General features: G+C 48.2%; 21 protein-coding genes, 1 tRNA gene and 1 pseudogene. 9 read left to right on the top strand and 14 right to left on the bottom strand.

All coding sequences use genetic code 11. From position 1 onward, the window contains the following. Positions 1–90 precede the first annotated feature (90 nt). On the top strand, positions 91–1377 hold the full coding sequence (locus E7747_RS15085; protein WP_168185371.1) for a nucleoside hydrolase-like domain-containing protein: 1287 nt from the start codon (positions 91–93) through the stop codon (positions 1375–1377). Positions 1378–1540: 163 nt separating this feature from the next. On the opposite strand, the gene E7747_RS15080 is transcribed toward E7747_RS15085, so the two are convergent. From E7747_RS15080 to E7747_RS15045, 8 genes are all read right to left on the bottom strand, one after another. Next, a complete protein-coding gene (locus E7747_RS15080) occupies positions 1541–4624 on the bottom strand; it encodes a DUF6298 domain-containing protein (RefSeq protein ID WP_136416825.1) in 3084 nt (1027 codons plus the stop codon). 162 nt (positions 4625–4786) lie between these two features. Next, positions 4787–5455 carry a DUF3826 domain-containing protein gene (locus tag E7747_RS15075; protein WP_136416823.1) on the bottom strand — a complete coding sequence of 223 codons (669 nt, stop codon included), beginning with the start codon at positions 5453–5455 and terminating at the stop codon, positions 4787–4789. A 24-nt stretch (positions 5456–5479) separates the two neighbouring features. After that, positions 5480–7216 carry a polysaccharide lyase gene (locus tag E7747_RS15070; protein ID WP_370275894.1) on the bottom strand — a complete coding sequence of 579 codons (1737 nt, stop codon included), beginning with the start codon at positions 7214–7216 and terminating at the stop codon, positions 5480–5482. Between the two features lie 185 nt (positions 7217–7401). Then, entirely contained in the window at positions 7402–9612 is a 2211-nt protein-coding gene (locus tag E7747_RS15065) for a RagB/SusD family nutrient uptake outer membrane protein (protein WP_136416821.1), read from the bottom strand. Between the two features lie 12 nt (positions 9613–9624). After that, positions 9625–12969 (bottom strand): SusC/RagA family TonB-linked outer membrane protein, encoded by a 3345-nt coding sequence (locus E7747_RS15060; protein WP_136416819.1) that lies wholly within the window; start codon positions 12967–12969, stop codon positions 9625–9627. A gap of 21 nt (positions 12970–12990) precedes the next feature. Next, complete coding sequence (locus E7747_RS15055) at positions 12991–14463, bottom strand: DUF4992 family lipoprotein (protein WP_123615054.1); 1473 nt, start codon at positions 14461–14463, stop codon at positions 12991–12993. A 102-nt stretch (positions 14464–14565) separates the two neighbouring features. Next, the gene (locus tag E7747_RS15050; RefSeq protein ID WP_136416817.1) at positions 14566–15456 is read right to left on the bottom strand and encodes a sugar phosphate isomerase/epimerase family protein; all 891 of its coding nucleotides are present in this window, start codon (positions 15454–15456) and stop codon (positions 14566–14568) included. Between the two features lie 449 nt (positions 15457–15905). Then, entirely contained in the window at positions 15906–16538 is a 633-nt protein-coding gene (locus E7747_RS15045) for a DJ-1 family glyoxalase III (RefSeq protein WP_136416815.1), read from the bottom strand. A 230-nt stretch (positions 16539–16768) separates the two neighbouring features. Here E7747_RS15045 and E7747_RS15040 point away from each other — a divergent pair, with 230 nt between their 5' ends. Further along, on the top strand, positions 16769–17143 hold the full coding sequence (locus E7747_RS15040) for a winged helix-turn-helix transcriptional regulator (protein WP_136416813.1): 375 nt from the start codon (positions 16769–16771) through the stop codon (positions 17141–17143). A 414-nt stretch (positions 17144–17557) separates the two neighbouring features. On the opposite strand, the gene E7747_RS15035 is transcribed toward E7747_RS15040, so the two are convergent. Further along, entirely contained in the window at positions 17558–19084 is a 1527-nt protein-coding gene (locus E7747_RS15035; RefSeq protein ID WP_136416811.1) for a TonB-dependent receptor domain-containing protein, read from the bottom strand. A gap of 345 nt (positions 19085–19429) precedes the next feature. On the opposite strand from E7747_RS15035, the gene E7747_RS15030 reads away from it, so the two are divergent. Continuing rightward, entirely contained in the window at positions 19430–20056 is a 627-nt protein-coding gene (locus E7747_RS15030; protein WP_136416809.1) for an acyltransferase, read from the top strand. Between the two features lie 370 nt (positions 20057–20426). Further along, positions 20427–20497 (top strand) — tRNA-Gln (locus E7747_RS15025). A 151-nt stretch (positions 20498–20648) separates the two neighbouring features. On the opposite strand, the pseudogene E7747_RS15020 reads toward E7747_RS15025, so the two are convergent. Continuing rightward, positions 20649–21338, bottom strand: a pseudogene (locus E7747_RS15020) (ISAon1 family transposase); the annotation flags it as partial. Between the two features lie 41 nt (positions 21339–21379). On the opposite strand from E7747_RS15020, the gene E7747_RS16700 reads away from it, so the two are divergent. After that, complete coding sequence (locus tag E7747_RS16700) at positions 21380–21541, top strand: hypothetical protein (RefSeq protein ID WP_168185158.1); 162 nt, start codon at positions 21380–21382, stop codon at positions 21539–21541. A 46-nt stretch (positions 21542–21587) separates the two neighbouring features. Here E7747_RS16700 and E7747_RS15015 read toward each other — a convergent pair whose 3' ends face one another. Continuing rightward, positions 21588–21959 carry an ISAon1 family transposase N-terminal region protein gene (locus tag E7747_RS15015; RefSeq protein ID WP_104369305.1) on the bottom strand — a complete coding sequence of 124 codons (372 nt, stop codon included), beginning with the start codon at positions 21957–21959 and terminating at the stop codon, positions 21588–21590. A gap of 681 nt (positions 21960–22640) precedes the next feature. Here E7747_RS15015 and E7747_RS15010 point away from each other — a divergent pair. After that, the gene (locus tag E7747_RS15010) at positions 22641–23075 is read left to right on the top strand and encodes a DUF3408 domain-containing protein (RefSeq protein WP_136416808.1); all 435 of its coding nucleotides are present in this window, start codon (positions 22641–22643) and stop codon (positions 23073–23075) included. Continuing rightward, entirely contained in the window at positions 23072–23248 is a 177-nt protein-coding gene (locus E7747_RS16695) for a hypothetical protein (RefSeq protein ID WP_168185370.1), read from the top strand. The genes E7747_RS15010 and E7747_RS16695 overlap by 4 nt, the downstream gene beginning before the upstream one ends. 110 nt (positions 23249–23358) lie before the next feature. Here E7747_RS16695 and E7747_RS15005 read toward each other — a convergent pair whose 3' ends face one another. The 3 genes from E7747_RS15005 to E7747_RS14995 are packed head-to-tail and all read right to left on the bottom strand — an operon-like array spanning position 23359 to position 25086. Next, entirely contained in the window at positions 23359–24051 is a 693-nt protein-coding gene (locus tag E7747_RS15005) for a response regulator transcription factor (protein ID WP_123486671.1), read from the bottom strand. Then, on the bottom strand, positions 24038–24769 hold the full coding sequence (locus tag E7747_RS15000; RefSeq protein ID WP_168185369.1) for a sensor histidine kinase: 732 nt from the start codon (positions 24767–24769) through the stop codon (positions 24038–24040). The genes E7747_RS15005 and E7747_RS15000 overlap by 14 nt, the downstream gene beginning before the upstream one ends. Continuing rightward, on the bottom strand, positions 24769–25086 hold the full coding sequence (locus E7747_RS14995; RefSeq protein ID WP_136416804.1) for a hypothetical protein: 318 nt from the start codon (positions 25084–25086) through the stop codon (positions 24769–24771). Before E7747_RS14995 ends, E7747_RS15000 begins: the two co-directional genes overlap by 1 nt. Positions 25087–25486: 400 nt before the next feature. Here E7747_RS14995 and E7747_RS14990 point away from each other — a divergent pair, with 400 nt between their 5' ends. Then, the gene (locus tag E7747_RS14990) at positions 25487–26347 is read left to right on the top strand and encodes a TonB-dependent receptor (protein WP_136416802.1); all 861 of its coding nucleotides are present in this window, start codon (positions 25487–25489) and stop codon (positions 26345–26347) included. Between the two features lie 20 nt (positions 26348–26367). Beyond that, complete coding sequence (locus tag E7747_RS14985; RefSeq protein WP_136416800.1) at positions 26368–26580, top strand: hypothetical protein; 213 nt, start codon at positions 26368–26370, stop codon at positions 26578–26580. Positions 26581–26606 lie beyond the last annotated feature (26 nt).

Genomic DNA, 26606 nt, shown 5'->3' with positions numbered 1-26606 from the left:
GACTCCATTAACACAGTATATTGCACGGAAATGTGCAATTGCATGTTAATTTCAATACCATATTAAAACTAAATGCAATATAGAAACGAAATGAATCGCAAATCAATCACCAGTCTGGTTTTCTCCATTTTTCTGTCGCTTATGTCGTATTCGGCGGCAGTTGCTGCTGAGCGTCACCGCATTCTTGTCACTACGGATATAGGCGGTACGGATGCCGACGATAACCAGTCGATGGCTCATCTTCTTATGTATAACGATCTTTTTGACATTGAGGCGCTTGTCTCGACTCCATCTTTCGGCAACGGTTCGAAGTCGGAGATTATGAGGATGATTGATGTCTATGAGAAGGACTATCCACGGCTTTCTTCCCGTGCGCCCGGTTTGCTCAGCCCTGACTCGCTCCGTTCGCTTTGCCGTCAGGGAGCGGATAGCATGGCTCCTTACTGTGGATTCAGCACTCCGACCGATGGATCGACGGCTATTGTAGAGGCTGCCAGACGGCAGGACTCACGACCTCTCTATGTGCTCGTATGGGGTGCGCTCGAAGATGTGGCTCAGGCGCTTCACGATGCTCCCGATATCATGTCTAAAATCCGTGTCTACTGGATTGGTGGTCCGAACAAGAAGTGGGGTGCTAACGCTTACTGCTATATCGCGGAGAATTTCCCGGACTTATGGATGATTGAAAACAATGCGTCGTATCGCGGATTTATCAGCGATGCTAAACGCGACGACCGCTTCAACAAGCATTATTACGATCGGACCATCAGTGGGGCAGGTGCGCTTGGCGAGGATTTCAAATCATATTACGACGGAAATGTCAAGATGGGCGATACTCCTTCGCTGCTTTACATGATGAACGGAGATTCCTCGCGTCCCGATGCCGAGTCGTGGGGTGGCCAATTTGAGCGTATAACCCACAGTCCGCGCACGGTTTTCACATATATGACAACTACCCGCGACACTGTCCCCGTATATTCAATCGCTGAGTTCCGCTTTAAGGGTATAGCCGGTGTTGTGCCTATAGGCGCTGTCGCTTTCAAAATGACAATCGACGGTCAGAGTTGGGATGGTGTCTATCTCGGGGGATGGGAGTATGCTGTAAGATATGCCCCGAAAGCTCCCGGCACATTTGAATATCGACTCTCTGCCCCTCTGATTCCTGCGATGGACGGTCTGCGTGGCAGCATAGTTGTTTCTCCGCAATGGCCCGGTGAAAAGCTAAAGGATAGCTATGTACTCGGTGGAAACTGGTGGTCGGATAGCTCTGACAAGTCTCTTTTTCGTGATAAGTGGCAGGGTGCTGCAACTGTAGAGAAATGGCGTGAAGATGTGCTTTCGGATTGGGCTGAGCGCTGGAACTGGCTGAAGGATTAGACTGCCGTTTTCTGTCTGCCATACCTATCATATATAAGATCTGAAGAAGTCAATATAAAAGACAAGGCCACGAAATTTTTCGTGGCCTTGTCTTTTATATTGACTTTATTTTCTCTGACCCTATGTAGTAACGTGAAGTCAGCTTTTCAATCGTGGCAGTTGTTTAAATTTTCTTGAACCAGTAGACCGCATTGGTGTCAGATGTTTCAAAAGTGTAGGGCGCTTTGAGTTTCAGACTCTTGTTGACCACGGTCTCTTCACCGGTCTTTGGATTGAAGGATGTGACGCGATATTTTCCTGATGTGAGCTCAAGAGGAATGCTGTTTGCTCCCTGCGAATAGATTATACAGCCGTCCTTGTTGCCAAGCAGCTTGAAATCATCGCTTGCCGAATCGATGATATTCATTCCGGTCGCATCCTTGAGGAAATCTGCATCTTTCACCGGAATTCCAGCGAGAGAACCTCCGGCCATAAATACGGCCCAAGCCATATCAGGGTAGTTCTGGGCATAATATGTGACGGCTTTCTCGGGATATTTGCTGCGATATTCGCTCACAGCCTTATATGCTTCCTTGAATGTCACTTTCCCGACTTTCATCTTGCGCGCGTGCTGGCGTGGTGCAAGATTCTTGCCTCCTTCCGGGGCATAGATGCCGTCGGTCTTGTAGTGCCAGTAGCGGATGTCGATAATGTCGACGATGTTGCGGTATTTCGGGTTGGCAAGAATGGCATCCTGCACATCTTTTGTAGTGCTGAGAGCTACGTTGGCTTTCTTGCCGGTCTCCTTTTCCCATTCGTCAATAGTGTCAAGCCAGAATTCCACAAAATGCTGAGGACCTGTGAACTCGGCGCTGATAAGATGAACCACATTCGGATTATCGGCAAAATTATCAAGATTCATGCGGATGAAATTGCTATGGAGGTCGCGACGCACGGGATGGTTGACGTCATAGAACATGTCGGCGACAAAGATACGCTTGTCCCCTGCGAACGGCACCGGCTCAGGGAAGTCGGTGGCATTGATGTTGTTGGCCGAGCGCCACGGCGAATCCACCCAGTGGGCACCGGCTTCGAGGATGTTGTGCTGGAAATAGTGTTCGTTGAAAAGAAGCTTGCCGAGACCTGCACCTTTTTCAGCGAACCGGTTGAGTCGGTTCCAGTACCATGCGTTCGGGCGGGTGAGGTCATATTTGCTCAGTCCGTCCCATGCCGTTCCTTTTCCGCTTCGGGCGAACGGTTGCTCGTAGAACGGTGCCCATACGTCGCCGTCGCGACGGCGGATGCGTTCGTGGTCATCACGTCGGCGTTCATACCAGAGTCCGTAGTTGTGGTCAAGGACGGTGATGTTGTTGTCGACCATATAAGTAAGCGTTGAGTCGATGCGGTCGGTCAGTCCGAGTCCCTCACGTCCGGGTACGAAGCGTGTGACATGTGGCTTGGCTTTGGGAAGATAGCTGTATTTGATCTTACCGTTCCACCAAGGCACTTCATGGCGGCCGCCTGTCATGACAGCACCGTCGATAGCCATGCGTCCGTTGATTATATCATAGCTGTGGCTCTCGGTCCGGGCCATAGAGGTTTCCTTGAACTTGATGTCGTCAATGCTTTTGATTCCTTCGGAAGAGGTAGAGGCTGTGAACGGAGCGTCTTCAATCCATTTCTTAAGCGTGAGACGTGGAATGTAGGCTTCCTTTGCGAGCTGCATGGCCGCTTCGACAGTCGGGCTGCTGGTGGCGTTTGTGGCTCTCGGCAGAATGCGCGACTGTGTGGAATCAACGTCATGGCCGAGACGGTCTGAGAGCTGTGAGTAGAAAAGGCTACGGGGCTGCACATGGTTGTTGGACTGTGCCCACTCGCCATCGCCTGAAAATTGAGCCCAGCATCCGAACGCGACGTTGATTGCATCGGGAGCGGGTGAATAGTTCTCGATTTCTGAGGCCGTACACTGCCAGAAGACAGAATTGGCCGTGTTCCATCCGGCACCGTTCTTGTCCTGTCCGAGATTTTTAAATGTAAGGTTGTTGCCGTCGATGTTCACGATGTCAAAGAGCAGCCCCGGTGCCCATGCGTCAATCGCACCGCTGAAGCCAAGTGCCTCTTCGGCCTTACACTGGACAAATGCGTTAGGCCCGGGGGCGAGGAATCCTGCGGCGAAATCATGAATGCCGTGGCGCGACAGACAGCGCTGAAACAGTGTCTGCTGTCCGAGCGTGAGGAAAGTCGAGCGGCGCATACCTCCGATTTCCGATACCGGATCGGTTGCGATACAGTCTTCGACAGTCACTTTCGATGCAGAGCCTTGCACTATGACAGCGCTTCCGGCGAAGTATTTGAAATCAACCTGACGCACCCAGCAGTTTTCGGCGTTGGCAATCGAGATGCCGTCCCAGCAGTGGTCTTCATCTTTTGCATATCGTGAGTCATACGATGATACCATTGACAGGTTTTCTATGCCTATGTCAGAGATACGGCCTGTCCATGTGTAGGGAAGCACAAGTGTCTCGCCCCATTTGCTGTCAAGAGCGACGGTCAGTGGTGCGTCGATTGTCAGTGAGCCGGGAGCGGTAGAGCTTATGCTTCTGTCCCAGTTCATGTCAAGGTCGCCGGGTTTCCATCCGAGGGCGCTGATCGCACCGCCGAAAATGTCACAGCCGACCGACTGAATCCATTCGGCCGTGGAATTACGGGTGACAAACACACGGTCGCCATCCTTCAGCTTTCCGATGGATTTTACCGGCAGGGTAGTGGAGTTGACCGGGATATAGGAGGCGTCAAGACGGAGTGTGTCGGTCACGACAGGATTGTAGATACCTTCGATGTAGAGCAGTGCGCCTCGGTCGACTCCGTTTTTTTTGATTGTTGTCGCAGTTTCGCCGCTTCCGCGAAGCACTATTCCCGACGCGCAGATGCGGAGGCTTTCGCTGATTTCAAATTCGCCTTTGTCAAGCAGCACTGCGCCACGGAAGCCGTCTTTGCCGATTGGAAGAGAAGCGGCATAGTCGATGGCCCGCTGTATGCGTGCAGTGTTGTCGCCCGCTTTCCAAGGAACGAACACCACGGTGTTGACATCGGGTATTGGTTGCGATGAGTTCCGATAACCGCATGTCGAGAAATCGAGCACACGGTTGCCAAGTTCGTCGGCTATATAGCTGATCTTGCCGTCTTTCACTGCAAGCGGAAAATCCCGCGCCTGCAAGCCGAATGCAATGACTCCGGCCAAGGTAACAGACAGAAATTTATTGTTCATGATTTTAAGGTTTTGACGAAGTGTCGTGAGGAGCATAAAGGCAGTTGAAAAAACGACACTCTGTCAGATTATGGGTAATAATTATATAATCAGGTGCTGAAACCGACGCGCCTTGTATATCAGCAACGTGATTTCAGCACCGATCATTTCACGGAAGAGGTATCAGATAGTGCCTCCGCGAGCCTTGATACGTTCATACCATGCCTCGCGTTCCTTTTTGAGATCATATCCGCGCTTGGCGAGATAGTTGTTTATGCGTCCTTTGTATTTACCGAAGACCTCATGCTTTTTATTTGAAGTCTCGGCATCCATCGCAAGTTCGCGTGCCTCGATGAGCCAAGCCATGATCTGAGCCTTCTCCTCGTCGGTGAGGGTCGGAATCATGTCGAGATGCGAGTCGTAGGTCACCTTGACCACACCATAGGTCATGCCGTCTTTCACGGCATCGATCTGTTCGGGTGTGAGGTAGAGCGAAAGGTCTGCCGGAAATTCGAAGTGACTGCGGTAGAGGGCGGCGTCTTTCTCGTTTTGTGCGGCTTGGACAGCTTCGTTCTTCGCGTCGCCGGTGAGGGTTTCCTTGGCTGATTTCACCTTTGCATCGCGGGCGGTGTAGATGTCGTTGAGCTTGAAATAGCGGTTGGCAATGATGGTGGTCACATCGTCGGCCTTTTTCTGGTCGGAAATGCCGAGCTTGTCGACGATTTTCTTGGAGCGGTTGACGATTGACTCTACGTAAGCCGGATCACGGCCTTCCTTGTTTAGCTCTACGGCCTCTGCATGCAAGGCGACAGCCGAAAGCAAAAGACCGATTATACAGGATTTGTAAATCATGATAACGTTGATGGATTTTTCAGATTACATGAGTTTGCCTTTGGCTGCAAGGGTATCGTAGTTGTTGCGGAGATCCTTCCAGTCGATGTATGTCTTGGTGCTGATACCATTGATATACTTCTCGATGTTGGTATATCCGTCGCCGGTGATGTCGCCGTTTGCGTCAGACGGGTCGTGGGGATTCAGACCGTTGGCGATTTCCCATTCATCGGGCATGCCGTCGTTGTCGGAATCGACGTATGGAGTACCCTTGTATTCCGGATAACCGCCCATCTGCATCGGATCGGTGATGATACCAACTTTATAAGAATCTTTCGGCAGACGGCGATATTTGAACGAACCGTCTTCGGCTCTTGATTTTTCAGCGAGTCCCGAAGTGTCACCGTTGTAATTCTTGGCAAGTTTCTTGTCGTAGTAGGGGACACCTGTGCGGACTTCCTCGATGATGCGTTCGTCAATGATGTCGCGTGTCGGGATTGTAGCGCCGACGTTCTTCAGTATGAAGTCATAGGCATCCTCGGCAGAAGTGACGCGGACGTAAGGCATCTCAAACGGAGTCTTTGCACGCATATAATCGGTAAATTCTCCTGTGTTCGGGTCAGTTTCGATCTGGATACCTCCTGCCCAGTTGTCGGCAGAGATTTCGGGATAGCCCTCCATGATGTTGCCTTCGGCATATACGCGGCCATATACCTTGTGGTCAAGTTTGCTTCTGCCGGCTTCGGGCTTGAGGATTCGATGACCGATGTTGCCTTCTTTCGGAGTCGCAGGACCGGGTTTGTAGTAGTTGTTGATCATGTTGAACTTCGCTGTGTAGTCGCCGCCGTCCGATGAACGGTGTACCCAGTTATAGACAACGTTGTTTACGAAGTTAAACACACCGTTCCAGCCGATTGACGGGTTACGGCCAGAGTTGCTTGCCCAGAGGTTGCGGGTAAACATACAGTTTTCACCTCCGAGTGTCGAGCCGAAAGCGTGGTTGTAGGTGTCAAGAGCCTTTGCAGAAATAGTGTTCTGAATGGTGACATTGACGGTGGGGAGTTTCAGTTCGGTTGTCTTATACTGGCCTTCGCTTGGGTCGTACATGTGACGGTAGAACGAAATGTTTTCATCAAGACCCCATTCGGCCGAGCAGTGGTCGATCATGATATTTCCGACTGGGTTTCCTCCGAAAGAGTCTTCGCGGTTATGCACACGTGTGTCACCTCGGCGGAAACGCATGTGACGTACAATCACGTCATGTGTGTCGACTTGGAATGACTCGCCTGCGATGCAGATACCATCGCCCGGTGCGGTCTGTCCGGCAATTGTGACATAGGGGGCACGCACGTAGAGTGGAGTCTTGAGGTTTATGACACCTGCCACATTGAAGACAATGATGCGTGCGCCGCCGGTTTCACAAGCCTCACGGAATGAGCCGGGGCCGCTGTCGTTGAGATTTGTGACAGTGATGACTTTGCCTCCGCGTCCACCGGGAGTGTACATGCCTCCGCCTTCCGCTCCGGGGAATGCCGGGATTGTAGCTTTCACCAGATCATCGGGACGTGACGCCCAAGGCACATAGGGCCGGCCTTCGCGGGCTTCCTTTTCGACAATCGGCTTTGCGACAGCCCACGCTGAGTCGGCGTGTTCGCGAGCCGAAGTAATCATTTTCTGATAATACTCCTTGGCTTCAGGTGTTAGCTGCGGATACTGTGCCATCATGGCAGAGGGAATTGCCATCATTGCAGCCACAGTCCACATGGTGAGTTGACGGTTCATTGATTTCTCAGATTTTAAAACAGATTAGAATTGTGATAAATCGGATTGTTAATATACAGATTGTTAGATTGCCCTGCAGGGAAAAAGTTTAACGGACGAAAATTCCAAACTTTGTTAAAAAATCGTGGGGAATATGGTTGAAATCACCATCCGTTCCCCACGATTTATCTATCTAATCTTTGTAATTACTTTTCAGTAACGGTTTCTGCAAGGGGGTCGAATGTTCCAGTGGCATTTGTCGAGGCATCCATCCATCCGATAGTCTGTTCGAGACCTTCGTTGTTGACAGATACACCATAGGCAAAGCCGGGGAAATAATATTGCGGCTGGTAGTTCATGTATAGCTGCGCGTGAGCCGAGTTATAGTTGTCGCCCTTCTTCACTGCACGCTCAAGGTAAGTGGTGTAGAAGTCCGCAAGATTCTTGAGCTGAGGCTCAAGCTCGTTGCGGTAGTCGACAGCTGCCGGACGGCTTACGTCTGCCAGCGGGTCGGGGTTCTTGCCACCGATGACCCATTTGTCACCGCCAAGACCGCCATTATACTTGTCCTGTACACGGAATTCCATATTTTCGCGGCGGGTTCCGTTGAGTGGCTCGAAGCCGAGATACTGACAGGTGTTGCCACCCCAGCCTGTGAGTTTCCATGTCGAGGGTGCTCCGGGGACGGTCTGTGTGCCACCGTCGAAGAGCATCCAGCGACGGAGGTCGTCGAAACGCTTGCCTTCGTAAGCAAACTCGATCTGACGCTCGTAGAGGATGGCTGCCATACATGCGGCTTCGTTACCTTCAAGACCGGTCTGGAGACCGTAGTTGTTTTCAGCTGTGTAGCCGACACGGCCGCGGATGCGCTTGAGTTGATCGACGGCTACGTCACTGTGGCCTGACTGGCAGGCTGCCTCGGCATAGTTGAGGAGCACTTCGGTATAGCGGATTTCCATGTAGGGAGCTGCCGAGTACTTGAAGCCTGTGCCCTGAGTGTAGGCATAGCGGGCCGAGGTGTTGACATGGAGGTCGTCGGTACGCTTGCGGACATACATTCCCTTGACATTGCCCATAAGTCCGTCAGGGCCGTATGTGTTGCCGCTCTCGATATTACCACGGTCTGAAGCATCAGAATACCACACGTAGTTCCAGAGCTGATAGTCCGGGCCGTTGTAAGCATTATGGTTCTCATCATTCATCGGGTTACCGTTGAACGCCCAGCATACACCGGGGAAGGCGAAGGTGCGGTAGAAACGCGGATCGCGGTCAAGGAATGGCAGATCGGGGTTATACTCGATGGCTGACGGGCTGAGAACAGTGTAGCTGTTGTAGCTTGAAGGACGCTTGCCGTCTTTCATCGGGAAGAGGTCGATTATAGCCGCCGAGGGGACTTTGCCGCCGCTGCCGAGAGTGTTGGAGGGACGTATGCCCTGTTCCCAGTCATTGTTCTTGGAATAGTCGGGAGTACCGCCTGTTGCAATCTGATTGTAGAGAGCCACGTAGATTGCCTCAGGGTTGATACCGTCTTCGATAAACATCTTGGCCCAGTTTGATGCGTTCTCACCGGGATTGCCTTCATATGCGAGGTGGTTGCCACACTTGTTGATTTCAGGGATTGCTTCCTGAAAGAACTTGTAGGCAGCCTCCCAGCGCGACTTGTCGTTGGCGCGGTTGAAGAGGGGGCTTGCGTATAGCACCATCATGCGGCCCTTGAGTGCGAGGGCGGCCGCTGTTGTAGCGCGTCCGTAGTCGGTCGATGTCCAGCCGCCGTTTGCAGTGAAGGGGGCGAGGAGTTCGGCAGCGTGGTCAAGGTCTTCGCAGATGAAATCGAAGGTCTCTCTGGTGGTCGAGCGGGCTGTGCTCTTGCCGGGAACGGGATTCTGCACTTCAGTGATGATGGGCACACCGCCATACCACTTGAACATGAGGTAGTAGCACCAAGCGCGGAGGAAGTAAGCCTGACCGAGAAGCTCGTTTTTCTGCTCTTCTGTCAGAGTGCTTCCGGAGATTCCGGCGATTACATCGTTGACGTTGCGGATGCGGCCCCATGTGGAGTTGCGCACCTTGCGTGCCTGTCCTTGGAAATAGTCGGGGACTGAGTTGGTCTGCGATGTTGACGACAGTGTTATCTCTCCGTTGACGTAGCAACCGAAACCGCTGTATTCCTCAGTCGATTTAGATTCGTCGTCTGCGCGTCCGTTGCTCGGTACTTGCCATATGGGAACACTGCTGCTGTTGCCGTAGGGGAGGGCGAGGGCATAGACATCGGCGAGACGGCCGAGGGCTCCTGAATAATAATTGTATGCTTCGGGGGTTGTCGATTCATAGTTCTTCATGTCCTTGAGGAAGTCGTCGGAACATGACGAAAGAGCCAGACAAGCCATTGCAGCTATTGAATATGTCTTGAATTTCATCTTGTGTGGTTATTAGAATGAGAGGTTGACACCGACGGTGAATCTGCGGAGGTTGGGGTAGCTGCCGTAGTTGCCTGCCATCGGGCTCATGAAGTTTTCGGGATAAGGATTGAGGAAGTTAAGAAGGTTCTGGCCGGTGACGTTGAAGCGTGCCGAGTTGATGCCTACCATCTTTGTGAATTTCGAAGGAATAGAGTAGGCGAGGGTCAGACGGGTCAGACGGACCGATGCCGCGCTTACGCGCCAGAATGTCGAGCTAACGCTGTTGACGCTTGAATAAGCGAGGTTCGGATAGTAAGCGTCGCGGTTCGATTCAAGGAGCAGACGGTTCTGGGCATCATAGATGTCGTTGTAGACAAACATATTGTCAGGATTCCAGAACGAAGGCATGTTGGTATACTCGATCGAGTCGCCGGGCTTGAGAGCGGCAGAAGGAACTGTGGTGTATCCTCCCCACTGGCCGCTGAGCTGAGCGGTGATTGAGAAGTTCTTATACTCAGCGTTGAGGTTGAGTGTCATGCCGTAGGGATTCGAACGGCTTGAGAGCTGGACTTGGTCATTGTCGCGGTCGACGATGCCGTCGGGAGCTGCATAAGTGCCGTCGGGCTGCTGAGGACCGCGGACATCCTTATAGATAAGCATACCGGGACGAACTTGGTCTTTTGTCATGCCCATGTAAGAGGTGATGTTATACTTGGCGAAGTATTCGTCGATGTCCTGGAAGCTGCGGAACATACCGAGACACTGCATTCCCCATGTGCCCATGTCGGAGCGGTGGCCGTGTGTGATTTGACGGTAGATGTAGTTGGTTTCCCAGTCCATGAGAAGCACCTTGTTGTCGGAAAGACCGGTGTTGAGTCCGATTTTGTAGCGGAAGTCCTTGCCGATGTTGCTGCGCCAGTTGACAGAAAGTTCAACGCCATACTGGTTCATCTTACCGTAGTTCATCGGGGCAGATTGTATGCCGATAGTTCCGGGGACAGAGGCTTTGAAAGGCATGAGCATTTCACGGTCCCATGTGTAGTAGCCGTCAATAGCAAGGTTGAGGTGGCTGTGGATAACGTTCATGTCGATACCTGCATTGAACTTGTGGCTCTTGTCCCAGTGTGCGTTGCGGTTGACAGACGATTTGTCGTTCATTGAAATGTGGCTGCCTGATTGGTTATCGTTACCTGTGCCGAATACCGGACCTTTGTCCTTGTCGGTGCCGTAGGTCTGAAGCCACTGCCATGCGAGGGTGTTGTCGCGGCCGGTAAGACCGTATGAGGCGCGGATTTTGAGGAAGTCAATCCAAGTGATGTCCTTGAAGAAATCTTCTTCAGAGATGACCCAGCCGAGCGAAACAGAGGGGAATGTGCCCCAGTAGTTCTCGGGAGCGAACTTGGTCGACGAGTCGATGCGGAGGAGCGCTTCGAAGAGATACTTGTTGCTGTAGGCGTAGTTTGCACGGAAGATGTATGAGAGGCTGCCGGCTTCCGAACGGGTGAAGACTGTGGTGGCCTGAGAGTCCTTGCCGACAGAGTTTGACTGGCCTGTTCCGAATTCGTAGGGATAGGTCACCTGACCTTCGAGATATTCGTTCTCAAACTCGCTCTTTTCGATCGAGAAGAGTGCGCCGACAGAGTGGGGGCCGAAATCACGGTTGTAGTTGACGGTGAAGTTCATCTGATAGCTGTCAGAGCGGTCCATTGTGCGGTTGAGGAAGCCTCCTTCGGGGCCGTTGGCCACAGGCACACCGTTGTTGCCGAGGAGGAAGTTGCCCGGAGTCATGAGAGCTTCGTAGGCTGCCTCTTCACCGGCGATTGGGGTGTAGAGGTGTGAGCCTGAACCGGCGCGTTCGCTCATATAATAGATGTTATATGCAGAACCGAACTGGTTGGTCTTTGATGTGTTGATGCTCTTGGCATAGTTGAAACGGGCCTTAAGACCTTTGAGAGCGGGGACGAATCCGAAGTCGAGTTCGAGACCTGTGTTGATCTGGAGATTCGAAGTCTTGTTCTTGCTGTAGTCGCCTGAGTTCTGAAGAACAGAGAAAGAGTAGTCCTGATCGGCGTTTACACGTGTGTTTGTCGGACCATAAACAGCCATTGGATGTCCGTTGACATATTCGGGGATGTAGCGGGGATGAGTGAGAAGCAGATTGTACTGTTTTTCAGCGTTTGTTCCGCCTACTTTCACAAGAGGATTGTTCTTGTCGCCGTAGTCACCTGAAATCTGGACACTTGCCTTTACCCACTTCTTGAGTGTAAGGTCGACACCTGCACGGTAGTTCCAGCGGTTATATTCGAGCTTGCCGAGGTTGCCGTCCTGATCGTAGTAGCCGATGCTTGCATAGTAGTTGGCTTTTTCGGTAGCACCACTGATGCCTACATTGTGTTTCATTGTGAAACCTGTCTTCCAGTAGTCGTCGAGCAGGTCGTAGTTGAGACGGCGCATTGCCTGAAGTTCGTCGGCCTGAAAGAGGTCGTTGAGACGGTTGAGAGTTGTGTTGGTGGGGTCGGCTGCTGCAACGGCATTGTAGAGACGGCCATAGTCGTATGCACTGAGCATCTTGGGGTTTGAAACAGCGTCGGTGAAACCGAATGTGCCGCTGTAGCTGATGACGGGTTCGCCAAGCTTGCCTTTCTTGGTGGTCACGAGGATAACGCCGTTTGCCGCACGCGAACCGTAGACAGCCGCCGATGCGTCCTTGAGGACGGTGATGCTCTCAACGTCGTTGGGGTCAAGGTTGTTGAAGGCGTCGGCACCGGGATTGGTGGTGATGTTGCCGACCTTGACATCGTTGTTATAGACTACTCCGTCGATAACGAAGAGGGGCTGCTGAACTGTAGAGCCGACATCGCCGAGGCTGCGGACACCACGCACGTAGACAGAAGCGGGGTCGCCGGGACGCGAATCGCCGCCGACTACGCTAAGACCGTTGACAAGACCGCTGAGAGAAGAGGCGAGATTGCCGTCGGCAAGGTCCTTGATGTCGTCCATCGGCACTGTCGAAATCGCACCTGTGAGGTGGGCTTTCTTCTGAGTGCCGTAGCCTACGACAACGACTTCGTCGAGCGATTCGGAATCTTCCTTAAGGACGATTTTGGTCTCGTTGAAGTTTGTGACGGTTACAGGGAGATAGCCGATGTATGAAATTTCAACACTCTTGCCTTTCGGGACTCTGATTGAGAAATTTCCGTCAATATCGGTTATCGTTACTATTTTTGTGTCGGGCACGCGCACTGTCGCGCCGATCAGAGGTTCGTCCTGAGAATCAACGACTGTACCTTGATAGAGGACATCCTGTGCGAATGTCGGTACGGTCAGCAGAATAGCCAGGAGAACAAGGCTGATTTTTGCTATATAGTGTTTCATGAATGTTGTAATTTAAGATTTTTATTCATACCAGCGGGGGTCGCCGATCTTGTTGTCGACGCATGTGGCGTTCTGCGGACGGTAGTTGACTCCTCCCTTGGCTTCGTCAAGGTTAAACTCCTGAATGGTCGGACCTGCGAATTCCGGATTGATGTTTTCGGCATATTTGAGGTCGTTGTTGTTAGGAATACCGGCGAAGTTGCCCCATACGACGTTGTTTTCGGTAGTGACTTTGACGTTGTTGCTTCTGATGTACTGGTAGAGACGGAATACGTCATAGAATATGTTGCCCTTCATGACTACATTGAATCTATCGACAGTCGTCATGTTGTTGGCGAAATCCTTGCCGGAGAATGTGCGGTCAAGCGTGCAATGGTCGAGGGTGTGGAGCGCTGTGGCACCTGTACCGAAAATCTTCTGCGGGTCAGCGTTTGAGGGATGTGAGTAGCGGATGAAGTAGGCTGAATTATTTTCTACAAGGTTGTAGAAAGTGCTGTTCTTAAGGGTGAGGCTCTTGATACACCCTGTACCTGCATCAGCAAAGTTGATAAATGTTGCTGACGAAGAGTTGTTGAGCTGAACGATGCAGTCGGTGATGCGGAAGTCATTCAGGCTATAGGGTTGCTTGTTGCCCCAGATAAAGCTGCCCGGCATGTTGCGGAAGTTGCAGGATTCGACAGAAACCTGTCCCATGATGACGTAGCTGTTCTGGTTTGCACCGAGTTCCTTGAATCCGAGAGCTTCTGTGGTGATGCTTTCGCTCGGAGTTCCGCTTAGAGTGATGAAGCTCTGTGCTTCGGCAGCTGACATGTCAAAGTTGATATTCTTGAGCTTAAGACCGGCTTGAGTTGTGATGTAGCCTTCTTTCCCTGAGATAACAACGATGGGACGGTTGTATTTGTCGCCACGCAGAGTTACGGGGGTAAGATTGAAGTCGACTGCACCTGAAAGCTGATATGTCTTGCCGGCTTCAAGCTCGAAAGCAACTTCTTCGGCAGACTCGACGAGGTTTTCAGCGATGAACTGAGAAATTTCAACTCCTTCCGGAATGATGGTTGCGGGAAGGAATGTGCTGTAGGCAGCGATGCTGGGAGTAAGAGAAGCAGCATTGTTAAGCTTCTCGTTTCCGAGTGTGCTGACACTCACTTCATACTTGGTGTCGACCAAGCGCGGGAATGAGAATCGGCAGCCATCGATCACACTGTCCTTGATGATGTAGACCGGGTTGGCCGGATTTGTCACATCCTGCACGTTGGCGAGATAGCCTCCTGCACCGAAGACTACAGGCCATGTTACTTCGACACTTTCCGACCCGTCAGAGTTGATCTGGGTCTTGAATTTAGTCGGGTCAAGTTCCGGTGACTCCAACTGGGCATTGCTTACTCCGGCACTGAAACGCTCGTTGTCATCGACACCTTCAGCGCACGATGTCACAAGGGCCAGCATCATCGGGGCATAGCAAATACTACTGAGCCATTTGATTCTGTGGTTCATGGTTCTTGATCAATAGTTTTGGTTATGGTTATAAAATGAAAATTATTTCGTTAAAATAGTTTCGACGTAAATAATGAAGTGAAAGAGCTTGCGGTGGAAACATCAGATACAGTCACCTGCCTGAAACACTTCTTTTATATATCGTATGTTGTTACCAAAGTTGTGTTTGACGTTTCTAACATGGTCTTTGTCTCTCGAACGCTCGACCACCAGCCAACCGCTCCATCCCATTTTGTCAAGAGCTTTCTTTATGGCCGGAAGGTCGACTTGCGGATCATCTTTGAGATTGAATCCGTCGGTGTTGCTGAGGTGGATCTGACAGATGTTGTCTTTGCCGATTGCCTTCAGCTCTTTGACGGGGTTGCGTCCGGCATCGAGAACGTCCTGTAGATTGAAATAGATTTTTATGCCGTCGGAATCGATTTCCTTCAGCAGTTTTTTAGCGTCTTTCGCAGGTAACGGGACGCGGATTCCGATTACCATCCCTTTTGCTTTGGCTTTCTCGCCTGATTCGCGGAGTCGCTTCACGAGTTCGTTGCGTGCCGGGCCTTTGACAGTCCAGTCTTCCTTTATGCCGCCTAAAGGCAGGAAGGCTACCTTGGCATTCATGGCTTCCATCGTAGAGAGGCAGTCGTCGATCAGTTCGGCATAGGTTTTCTTTTCAATGAATGATTGTCCGAAAAATCCTGACATGGCCACCGAGGGGACTTCAATGCCAAGACTGTCGGCGGTGTGGCGGAAGAGCACACGGAAATGTTGCTGATGGAATTTGTTGTCAAACGTGTCACGCGCACCAAGACCGCCGGCATCCATTTCGACACCGTCGCCTTTTAGTTCTTTCATTAATTTAAACGAGCCGATTTTCTGGCGTTTCAGCATCATCCAGTCGCATGCGGCCACTTTATAGCGATGGTCGCATTTCTTCTCTTGTGCAAAGACAGGCAATACCAGCAATGTAGCCAGTAGTAGACTGAGCAGACGTTTGGAGGTCATTTCTTTGGACTTAAGGTGTATTTGTAATTGAGTTATTGTTGCTATTTACACGTTTTGTCCGCCCTGATTTACTGAGGATGATTACGGGCGCACACTGACATCGGCGGGTTTTGCGAAGGCAAGCGTATTTTTGATGATATACTTTGACTTAAAGACTCATAACCCGATGCAAAGATATACATTTTTTTGCAAAAGCAAATCTTTTTTAGAATAAAAAGTGTAAAAACGACATTTAAATTACTTATTGTACTTTGTCCGTATGTTAATTTTATGTTTTAAAGCATAAATTTCCTCTATTGTCACTTTGCATGGTCAGACAGATGCGGGGTAGGTTCAAGACGGTCTTTCAAGATGCTTTTCGGAAGGGGGTAGGGTTGATCGGATACTTATAAATTATAGGAGGAGCGAACCGGGTTCGCCCCTCCGTTGGATTATGTGGCTTGGGTCTGTCAGTTGCAGCAGCATTCGGAATGGTTGCATTCGGGGATGAGCATTCCTTCTCTTAAAGCTGTCTCGGTTTCTTTCCCTTTTGCCTTGCGGACAATTGTGAGTGCAAATTCAAGGGTTGTCCCCGGTCCTTTGGATGTGATGAGATGACCGTTTGCGACTATTGGGCTGCCGGAATAGATGCCTCCGTGTTTTTCGAAATCGTCTTTCAGGAATGGGTAGCCTGTGGCCTCGATTCCTTTTATGATTCCAAGAGGCCCGAGTATGAGTGCGGGTGCGGCGCAGATTGCAGCTATGTTTCCACCGTTGTTCCAATGATCCGTTATGATTTTCCGGAGATGCCCGTCAGGGTTCACAGCGGCTTGGCCTTTGCCTGCGCCGGGAAAAATCAACCAGTCAATGAATTCCGGGTTCATGTCGGTTTTGCACATGTCGGCGACGACGAGGTTGCCGGTCGCTCCTTTTACGAGACGGTCGTCGGTCATTGATACGGTGTATGTTTCAATGCCGCCTCTGCGCATGACATCGACTGTGGCGAGGGCTTCTATTTCATCAAAACCGGTGCCGAGCATTACGAACGAGGCTTTGCCGGATGGGCGGGAGTTTGCGGGGATATTGATGGTGGTTTCTGTCATAATTTGTGGTTTGATAATGTTTTGTTAATTTTGCAAGATAGATAGCAACTATCTTTTTGATAGCGTAAAATGGCCATTTACGGGTGGTGATTGGCACGCATGTCGGCTGATAGCCGTAGGATACGCTGCCGAAACCGGTTGCAAAAGTATATATCAAAAAGTTATCATACAAGAGGTTACCTTGGAAGTAGCCGCTTACTTTAAACTCACTGTTGTTAAATGTCAGGCAGATGGAAGATGTAAAAAAATCAGAAAAATATTCGTGTGTGGCCACTTGCCCCATGCGTAACGTCATAGCGCATTTCGCCAATAAGTGGTCGATGCTGTTACTTGTTATTCTCGATGAGTTCGGTGTGATGCGTTTCAATGAATTGTCAAGGGCTATCCCTGACATATCGCCCAAGGTGCTTTCGGGGCATCTGAAGACCCTTGAGGCTATTGGTCTCGTCAGGCGTGTGCTTTATGCGGAAGTGCCCCCGAGGGTGGAATATGATTTGACGGGACTTGGCATGACGCTGATTCCCATTCTCGACGAGCTGTCGGAATGGGGGCGGGAGCATCTGGAAGATGTCAGCGGTAATCTGGCGAAAAAAGTCGTTGACTGATAAAAGTTTTCTCGAATCGATAAACGGGGCGATTCCGCGGAGACATGCTTTAGAGGTTGTTTAAAAACAAATGTGAAATCGGAGTGGATGGATTGAGCTATCCTGTTCATAATCTGAAGGAGCAATGCTGTGGCATTGCCTCCCCTGCGGTCGGCGAGCTAAAGGTTGTGACTGAAGATTAGGGACAGGGGAGCCAAAAAGACATCCATGCAGCAGATTGTAACTTTTGTTATCGTTATTATACATTTTAACCTTTATTATTGAGGCTGGATAAATACTTGTCTGCATCCATTCTCTTGGATGCCTTTCGTGCTGAATTTCAGTCACAATGCTACAGCATTGCTCCTTCAATTCATCCCGAAATCCACCTCAAGAGAATGGACTCCGGTTTTCACATTTGTTTTTAAACAAGCTCTAAGTTAGGTTGGCTGATGGAAAGAGATTGCTATAAGTCTTGCTTTGGCCGTCAACGAATCTGCCGTTCAGGCGGTAATCTGATTTGACGTGTTTGTAGCGTGCTCCGGCTGTGGCGCTGAACTTTCCGAAGGTCTGGCTCACTTCTGCAAAAACGCCCATATTGCTCTCCCTTACATCTGTAAGTTCCGAGTTGAGTATGCTTTCGGGATTTCTGAAGTCATTGCGGCTTCGGGAATTGGTGTATTCTTCTCCGATTAGAATGTTGCCTTTAGGTAATTCGTATGATATGGATGCTTTTTCGGCAAAGAGACGGTTTCGGGTTGTGTTGAAGGTAGTTACATTCCGGTTATCGGAAGACTCGTTTTGTTCGTACTGATATGAACGGTCATTGTCTTTTGTCTGCATATAATCAGCGTTGACATCGACAGTGAATTTTCCTATCGTGCCGTTGTAATAAATGTTGGCGCTGTTACATGGTAAAGCCTTGAACCAGCCTTTGAGGTCGGAAACACTTGATTCGAATAGTTCTTCGTTCTCCTTAATATCATTCAGGTAATGACCGAAATGATGGCCTCTGTTATAGTCATGCTGATAATATGCCCCAAGGCTATGATTCTCATTTAACTGATAGTTGAATCCAATTTTGCCTGTAATGTCTGATTGTGTTGTTGAAACAGACTGGTCAGAAATCATTTCAAGTAAAGACTTGCCATAACTTGTGGTTAGGGTGTATTCTTCATCGTATGTTTTTCCATGTCTGAAATAGCCCATGCCGAAGATTTCCAGACCGCCTGTTCTGTATTTGAGATTAAGCTGTTCCTTTGTAGTGAACCACTTGTTATATATGTTGTCCGTATAAGCGGAAACGCTGAATCCCTCGCCAACGGGCTTCTTGGTCACTATGCGAATGACTGCATTGACATTTGCACCGTATTGTGCGCCGGGATTGTTGATGACCTGAATTTCCTTTATGTCGCCGGAGGAAAGTTGCCCGACTTCATCGGAGCTTCTGACAAGTCTGCCATTGACATATATGATTGCATCTCCGCGCCCGAATACACTGAACTTGCCGTCTGTGCCAGTCACCATTGGGATGTTTTTCAATACATCGTTGGCAGACCCGGTGGTGGAAAGTATGCTATTTTCTACCCTTGTGACAAAAGCGTTTCCTTTGATTCGTGTTGACGGCAAATCACCTTTTACGACAACCTCCCCCAACATGACAGTGGAAGGTTTTAGAGAAATGGTGTTATAGTTGCCGTTTTCAGGAATTGGCAGCATCATATCTTCATAGCCGATCATCGTAATCTTGACTTTGTTGGCTAAAGAGTCGGCATTTTCAAATATGAATAAACCGGTATCATCGGTGGTCTTGCCGTCAATAAATGTAGAATCTTTCATGAGTATGACATTGACAAATGAAGCCGGTTGACCTGTTTCGTCAATCAATGTGCCTGTTATATCTTTTGCGGGACTTAATAGATGGCTTATGGCCAATAATGTGATGGTGGAGATGTATCTCATGACAATAAATAGTTTACAAGTTCATAATTATAACACGGCGCGATTGATAATGGTTGTTATTTACCCCCTCTGATGTTAAATAGTGTAAAATATGGTAGGCTATATTGCAATAAATTGAATGAAAGAGTGATATAATGCCCGGCTTTTTGACGGATTTGATATTAAATTTGTAAATTTACGCCGCTCAAAGATATAGTTCTGTTAGCTTTCCGGGATGCCTGATTGTATTTATGGCTTTGCTCATCTCAGCCGTTTTGCGTGATAATGGTAATGGCCCGGTATAATCAACAAAGGAAATAACGGGCATGTTATGTTTATTGTATTTACTTTTAAATTCGGTATTATATGGAAAATATTGATAAAGGATCAAAAAGTGTGGAGGTGAGGATTGATGTGACAAAACAGACTCCCGAAGAACTTGCACTCGCGAATGAGTATGCCCGGCTCGTTTTCAAATTCAATCATACGATGCCTGCAACGGAAGAGTATGCGTGTCTGATGCACAGGATATTTTCTGATTTAGGAGAGGGAAGCGTGGTTCATGCTCCATTGACGGCTGTAAGACCTAATATGGTGAAGATTGGACGCAATGTAGTTGTAATGCCGGGATGTCTTATGATGTCGGCCGGAGGAATAACAATTGATGATGGGGCGATGATTGCTGCAAATGTACAGCTCATATCCAACAATCATGATTTGTATGAACGTCAGATTATCACCTGTAGGCCTATACATATAGGCCGGAATGCATGGATCGGCGCGGGCGCGACAATACTCCCCGGTGCTACTATTGGCGATAATGCGGTGGTCGGGGCGGCAAGCGTGGTCACGAAGGATGTTGATGCCTATACGATTGTTGGTGGTAACCCCGCTCGTGTTTTACGCCGTATAGAACCGAAATCGGAATGTGCCCCGGATTATGATGATATTGATGGACTCGAACAGTTGGGACTCGACAGCTGTGGCGATTGAACTGTTTGTATTGAATTTATGCTTGGAGGGAGAAGTGTATGAAATTTTATTGTCTACGGGTATTACCGAATCATAATTAATAGGAAATATGCAATGGGGTAGAGGCGATGTTTTGTGACTCTGATTGAATCTGCCGTAAAATTAATTTTAGCAGAGTTGCCGACCTTGATGTTTTTCTGAAGATTCAGCCCCTAAATCTGAGCATTGGATTGGGATTGGAGCTTGAGAATGGAGGATTTTGTCCTGAATTGGAATTTTTTTTACTTTTTTGAAAAAAACTTTGAAAAAATTTGCACAGTTCAAATATTACCCCTACCTTTGCACCGTCAAAAGGAAACAACGCCACTCCTGATGACAAAACAATAAAAATTGCCTTGTGGTGTAATGGTAGCACGTCGGATTCTGGTTCCGCCTGTGAGGGTTCGAATCCTTCCAAGGCAACACAATGAAAGAGCTAAGTCACGCAAACTCAGCTCTTTCTTCTTTTTTACCCCGCGTGCAAATGTTAAAAAATTGTATATTTGATGCTTATTTTGGGTCAAGCCGAAATTCCGGTGCATTTGTTAAAATTCGAGAGCTGAAATGTTAAAGTTTAGGCGTAGAGTTTGACGAGCCGGAAGATAAAGAAATCACGGTCACGGACCCCTCGCATCTGCGAACGGAAGATTTTGACTTTGGAGTTGAATGCTTCGGCCGAGGCATTAGTTGCGCGACGTCGGAAATAATTGAGGATAGTTGGGGCGTGGTTCTTGAACGTCTTGATGACAGAGCGGAAGTTGTTGTTGCCCAATGCCATTACTTTTTCATACCACTTGTTCATCCGACCCATTGCTTTGGTGGGTGATATCTTTGCGTTGAAGATTTGGCGCATTTCCATAGCCAGATGGTATGCAGCTTTCAGTATCGGATAGTGTTTGAACAGAATGTTTGCGCGATGACGCTGTATGTCAGTCCATTTGTTCTGCGACATCATCAGGGTGTGCTTGCTGCGGGCAAGGATCTGGCGCATGGTCTCGCCGTTGGAATATGTAATTGGAGGCTCTGATTTGTCACGGCTGTTGTCTTCGGCAATGAGCTGTCGGCGGATGTCTATGCGAATTTTGTCGACAGCCTCGTTATAGACCTGCTGCACATGGAAGCGGTCGTTAACGACGTGGGCGTTGTAGAATACCTCGGCGGCTATCAGCATCATCGAGGGCGACAGATCGCATGTGACCTCCCTGACTTTTCGTCTCAGGGTCTTGCCCATCGCTCCGATGAGTATGGAGATGATCTCGTCGCTTTTTGTGCCGGGATTGCAGCGGCAAGTGTACCCCTGCCGCCGTGCCCGTCCTTATTGGTGAGGAATGTCCATACCTCGCCGTTGCTCAGACACGTCTCGTCAAGGCTCATGTACGACCCGATGTTGACGGCGTTGAAGTAAATCCCACTGCCGAGTTCTCTCTCGCACCACTGGGCGTAGCCGCTCAGCTTATTGCGGTATAAGTCAGCAAAACACTTGCCGTTTACGCAGTACATCTGCGCTATGTGCTTAATCGACAGAGCTGTCGTCTCCACCTTCGTCTTTTAAAAAAGCCACGAACTCGGCACTGAGTCGTGTCCCTTCTTCGTTGGGAAGCTCAAGGTTGTAGGAGAATATCTCGTTTGTTTTCTTGTCCCACCATTTGTTCTTGCGCATATGAAGATAGACCGGCCTGCCACGCATGGGATAGTCCTGTATCGTTACATAATCCGTGTAGCCTCTCGCTACTATGTTAGGATTGCGGTAATCCTCGTCGGAAAGTTTCTTCTTCTCGTCAAGCCATATGTCGTAGGATTGATCTGTCTTTTCAAACCTGACCATCTCAAACAGCTCATTTAGGCCTGCGGGCAGAAACTGCCAAAATGCTTCACTAGTCTTCATGACGCAAATTTAACACTTTTCCTAAAATCCATGCACCGGAATTTCGGCTTGACCCGTAAAAATTACCATGAAACTTTTTGAAAAATATTTTGTATCTTTATATAGAGATTGACGGATACTACTGCCTTCAAGGAGTTCAAATTACCGACACTATTCAGGAACTATCCAACGAACCGCAGTAATGTTCATAAATCTTACCGGAGTACATTGGTAATTTTGAAAGATAGATATGATAAAGGAATATACCATATCCTTTTGCAGAGTTCAATCCTTGGTATTTATAATAGAACTGCTTGCATTACGACATTTGTATTATCCTTAATGGTCATCTATCCAAAGGAATAACCAAAGTATAAAAGGAATAATATACTTACTATCTATAGTAACTTCATGGCTATACAGCCATAGGTATATAGATTGTAAACTACCACTTAATCCATAAACAATTAAAGAATTATGACAATGATACGACGATATCCAACCCCGGCTTGATCAGCCGATGCCCTCCCGACAGCGGAGGATGGTCGCCCATCGGTGACGGAGAATGCTGTAATTCAACCAAAGCATAGACGATGCCGGCACTGCGCCCTGCCGATATAAGCCCGGTCTATCCGTGTCAGGAGATACGCTGACGGCTACCGCTATGTCCTTATCCAACCATCAACCCTTAAACAATGCACTATGGCCAAAGTATATGAGTCAGATATCGACCCGGAAGAATTCATCCGCTCGTTCCGTGATGATCCGTCCGGAATATCTTCAATGAAAAAGAAATCCACAGAGGAAAAAACATCTGAAAATCCGCAGTCGGAGGTCAAGGCACAACCGACGGAAAGCAAAACAGAACCGCCAAAGCCCGATCCTGTAAACAAGACCACATCGGTTACCTCGGTTAATGCAGAAAGCGAGTATTGGCAGAAATATATAGCGAACACCGCATATCTGCGTCCGAAACTGCGTTTTCTGATGGTCGAAATCAATCCTGACTTCATTCAGAAAATCAAACGTATTATCTCCTATGAGAATGGTTCGCCGTGTTCAATCAAATCGTTTGTCAACAACGTGCTGGCAGAACACTTCGAGCGATACGAGGCAATAATCAAGAAAAGGCTTTGAAAGTCCCCAAATCCGAACTCGCCGCCCTCGACCGCAAAATTACCGCTGAGCTGGCTCCAAAACATGATGAAACCGCAGACGGCGAGGAAATCAAGCCAACCGCAGCCTGTCATCAGCCACAGACACGAAAAAGTCGATGGTCGCAGAACCTCAATTTCGTTATCGACCTATGACTAACCCTCAACGCCCCATTCGACTTATAGGACTATAATTCAACAGCAGACAGATGGAAATACCGTCCTCCATTTGTCTGCTTTTTATCTTCAATGGCTTTGATACCGTATTATTCCTGCTTGGAGGTGGCTAATTTATAGCCTATCCCTCGAACATTCAGAAGTTCCAGCGAGGTTGATTTAGACAGGTATTTGCGGAGTTTATAGATAAATCCGTGAAGACGGTTGAGGTTGTTATAATCATCGTTCTGCCAAATGCGATACATAAGTGTCTTAGCCTCGACTACTTCATTTGGATGGCGGAATAGTTCATCAATGATTACAGCTTCGGTATGTGTCAGTTCGATAGCCTCTTCTCTTATTACAAGTCGTTGTGATGCAAAGTCAAGTGAGCTATCTCCGATATTGAGATTCGTATCTTCGGTAATGCCCTGAGAATTACGCTTCAATAAAGCCTTAATTCTCACAACAAGTTCGAGTATCTGAAACGGTTTGCGGATGTAGTCGTTGGCTCCAAGCTCAAACCCTTTCACCACATCGTCAAGCGCAGTTCTGGCGGTCAAAAAAAGCACGGGTACAGCCGGTGCTGTAAGACGGATAAGCCTTACCATCTCAAAACCGTCCATCTTTGGCATCATCACGTCTGCAACAATAATATCCGGTTCGGACTCCTTGAAGAGTTTAAGCCCGAACTCTCCGTTTGAAGCACAAACGACATCAAAACCTTCACGGGTCAGCGCATCCTGCACAATAAATGAAAGAGTTGAGTCATCTTCTACGAGCAATATCTTATCTTTCCTCATTGTTCTTAAATTTAATTGTGAATTTCGTTCCGACTCCCGGTTTGCTTGTCACATCTATGCTCCAGCCAAGTAATTCAACAATCTGCTTTACATAGAAAAGACCAAGCCCGTAACCTCCAACCTCATAACGGTCTCCTGAGGTGACACGATAGAACTTATCAAATATATAAGGGAGATTGTCCTTGTCTATTCCTATGCCGTTGTCTGCAATTACAATTGAGTTGTTGTCAGCCATAATTTTTATGTTGACAGTATCTTCGGAATATTTCACGGCGTTGTCTATCAGATTTGACAGGACATTGCCGAAATGTAATGAATCTGCCATGACCGAAAGATTGTCCGGGATTTCAATATCAATCTTCACCGGTTTGTCGGCTTTAAGCTCAATCATTCCCGCGACCTCTACGACAATTGGTTTTACCTCCACATTCTCAATGCTGAGTTTCATCGCTTTGAAGCGTTCCATACTCATTGACAGAATATTCTCAATCATGCCGGAAAGGAAACTCAGTCTTTGCATAATAATCTTAAGGAACTGTTTATTCCTTACCTCGTCACTCTGGTCATAGTATCGGAGCATTGAATCCGCCGCAGAATAAGCCACGGCCACCGGAGTTTTCAGTTCGTGAGTCATGTTGTGAGTGAAATCATCCTTCATCTGCTCAATACTACGCAGTTTTCCAACCCAGTGTAAAAGATACCATATTAGGAAAATCATTAGTGCGAGAACAGCGGATGATGTCGCCAAAATTCCCGCCATTTGTCTGAGGACATGCTTTTGAAGGGAGAGAAATAAACAGTATAAAGAGGCGGTTCCCCTTCCGTTATAGAAAAGTCGATATGCCACAGTCCTTTGATTTGACCAGCATTTTCGCCAAATGGAACTATTGCCACCCGGTTAAGTTTAATACCATAGTTTTTGAGCTCATTTTGAAGGAGTAATGCCAGTCGATTATAATTACGAGTCGGTATCGTGACGTCCGTTTGTTCCACTGAGTGGAATTCTTCACTCATAGTTTGGTTGACTTTATCCATTTCGTGAATAAAGTCAAAGTTTCCCCCGAATCTATTTCGCCTTTAACAACAATTCCGACTTTTATTGAAAAATCTTCCTTTAGGCCAGAAGCAAGAGCCTTCCTGTCGATAATTTCCAGCACATCTGCCCTCCTCACACATTCTTTTACGGTCCGAAGAGTCTGCATCCTTATGGATTCGTATAGGCGATGCATATACCAGAAGTTAGCCGTCACCAAAATAGCAATGATTGACAAACAAATGATTGTGATAGTCCTAAAACGTTTCATGTCAACAAAATTAATGAAAAATTACGATAAAATCACCCCAAACTAAGACTAACTAAGACTAAAGGAGATTCAACTAAGACTTTGGAGAAAGAGTTTGCCGTAATTTTGCACTTGACTTTTTAAGACAAATTATGTTCAAACGATTCAAAATACTATTCATCTTTGTGTCCATCGCTCTTATGGCGATGGCGCAGGAGGTCAGTACCGAATCACTGGATTCAATTATCAACGCCCTTGAACTAAAGGAAGTAATTGTTACTGCTAAAAAAATCCGACAGTCCGGCGATACAATTTCGTATTCTGCTGCTACATACAGAGGTAAAAACGACAAGACTCTTGAAGACTTGTTGCGAAAGATGCCGGGTATTGAAGTAAAAGCCGATGGCCAGATAACTTATAACGGACAATGGATAAATGAGTTTTATATCGAGGGGCTTGATATGCTTGGCGGAAATTATGGTGTAGCTACAAGAAATATCGATGCAAATGATATAGGTTCAGTTCAAGTACTGCAAAATCATCAGGATGTGAAATTGCTGCAAGGAGTGAAGAGCGGCAATGCTCCCGCTATGAACATAAAGCTTAAACAAAATGCTCTCGGTATATGGTCATCCACACTTCAAGCAGCAATCGGGACACAGCCCAATATATCTTGGGATGCCTCCGCCACCCTCATGAATTTCCGGCGCAAAGCCCAAAATATCTCTGTTTATAAGACGAACAACATTGGCAATGACTTGAGACAGGATATTGGTGCACCCGTGACATTCAATTCATCTTACGGAACGGGGATACTTTTCCCTGATTCTCCGGGGCTGAATGACACTTACGCATATCGTAACAACTCACATAGCCTGTCGATAAATCAACTTTTCAAGTTAGACGAAGACAAGACATTGGCGTTTAATCTCAATTACCTTTTGATAAAGAAAAAAGAGAGGCGGCAGAGCAAACCGCTTATCTTGCGGACAGTATCTCTCGATTTGTCGTAGATGAGTCGAACAGAGCCGGTATGCGTCAGCAATTCGTAGGAGCACATGCGGTCTACAAGCTGAATGGTAAAGATAGATATATTAAAAATGCTTTTATAGCAAGTGCGTCGTTTCCTCATGGCGACGGATCTATCAACGATTTGATAGGACAGCAATTCTCAGGACATTCATTTAATATAGATGATGTGCTGAAGATAAATTATAAGTACAACCGTCCGCGACAGCAGGTATAGCTTAAAAAAATAGCCGTCCAGGTTTT

The organism is Duncaniella dubosii (genome assembly GCF_004803915.1).
GTDB classification, from domain to species: Bacteria; Bacteroidota; Bacteroidia; order Bacteroidales; family Muribaculaceae; genus Duncaniella; species Duncaniella dubosii.
The sequence above is the reverse complement of the archived record's forward strand: the minus strand, read 5'-3'. Positions and strand labels throughout refer to the sequence as shown.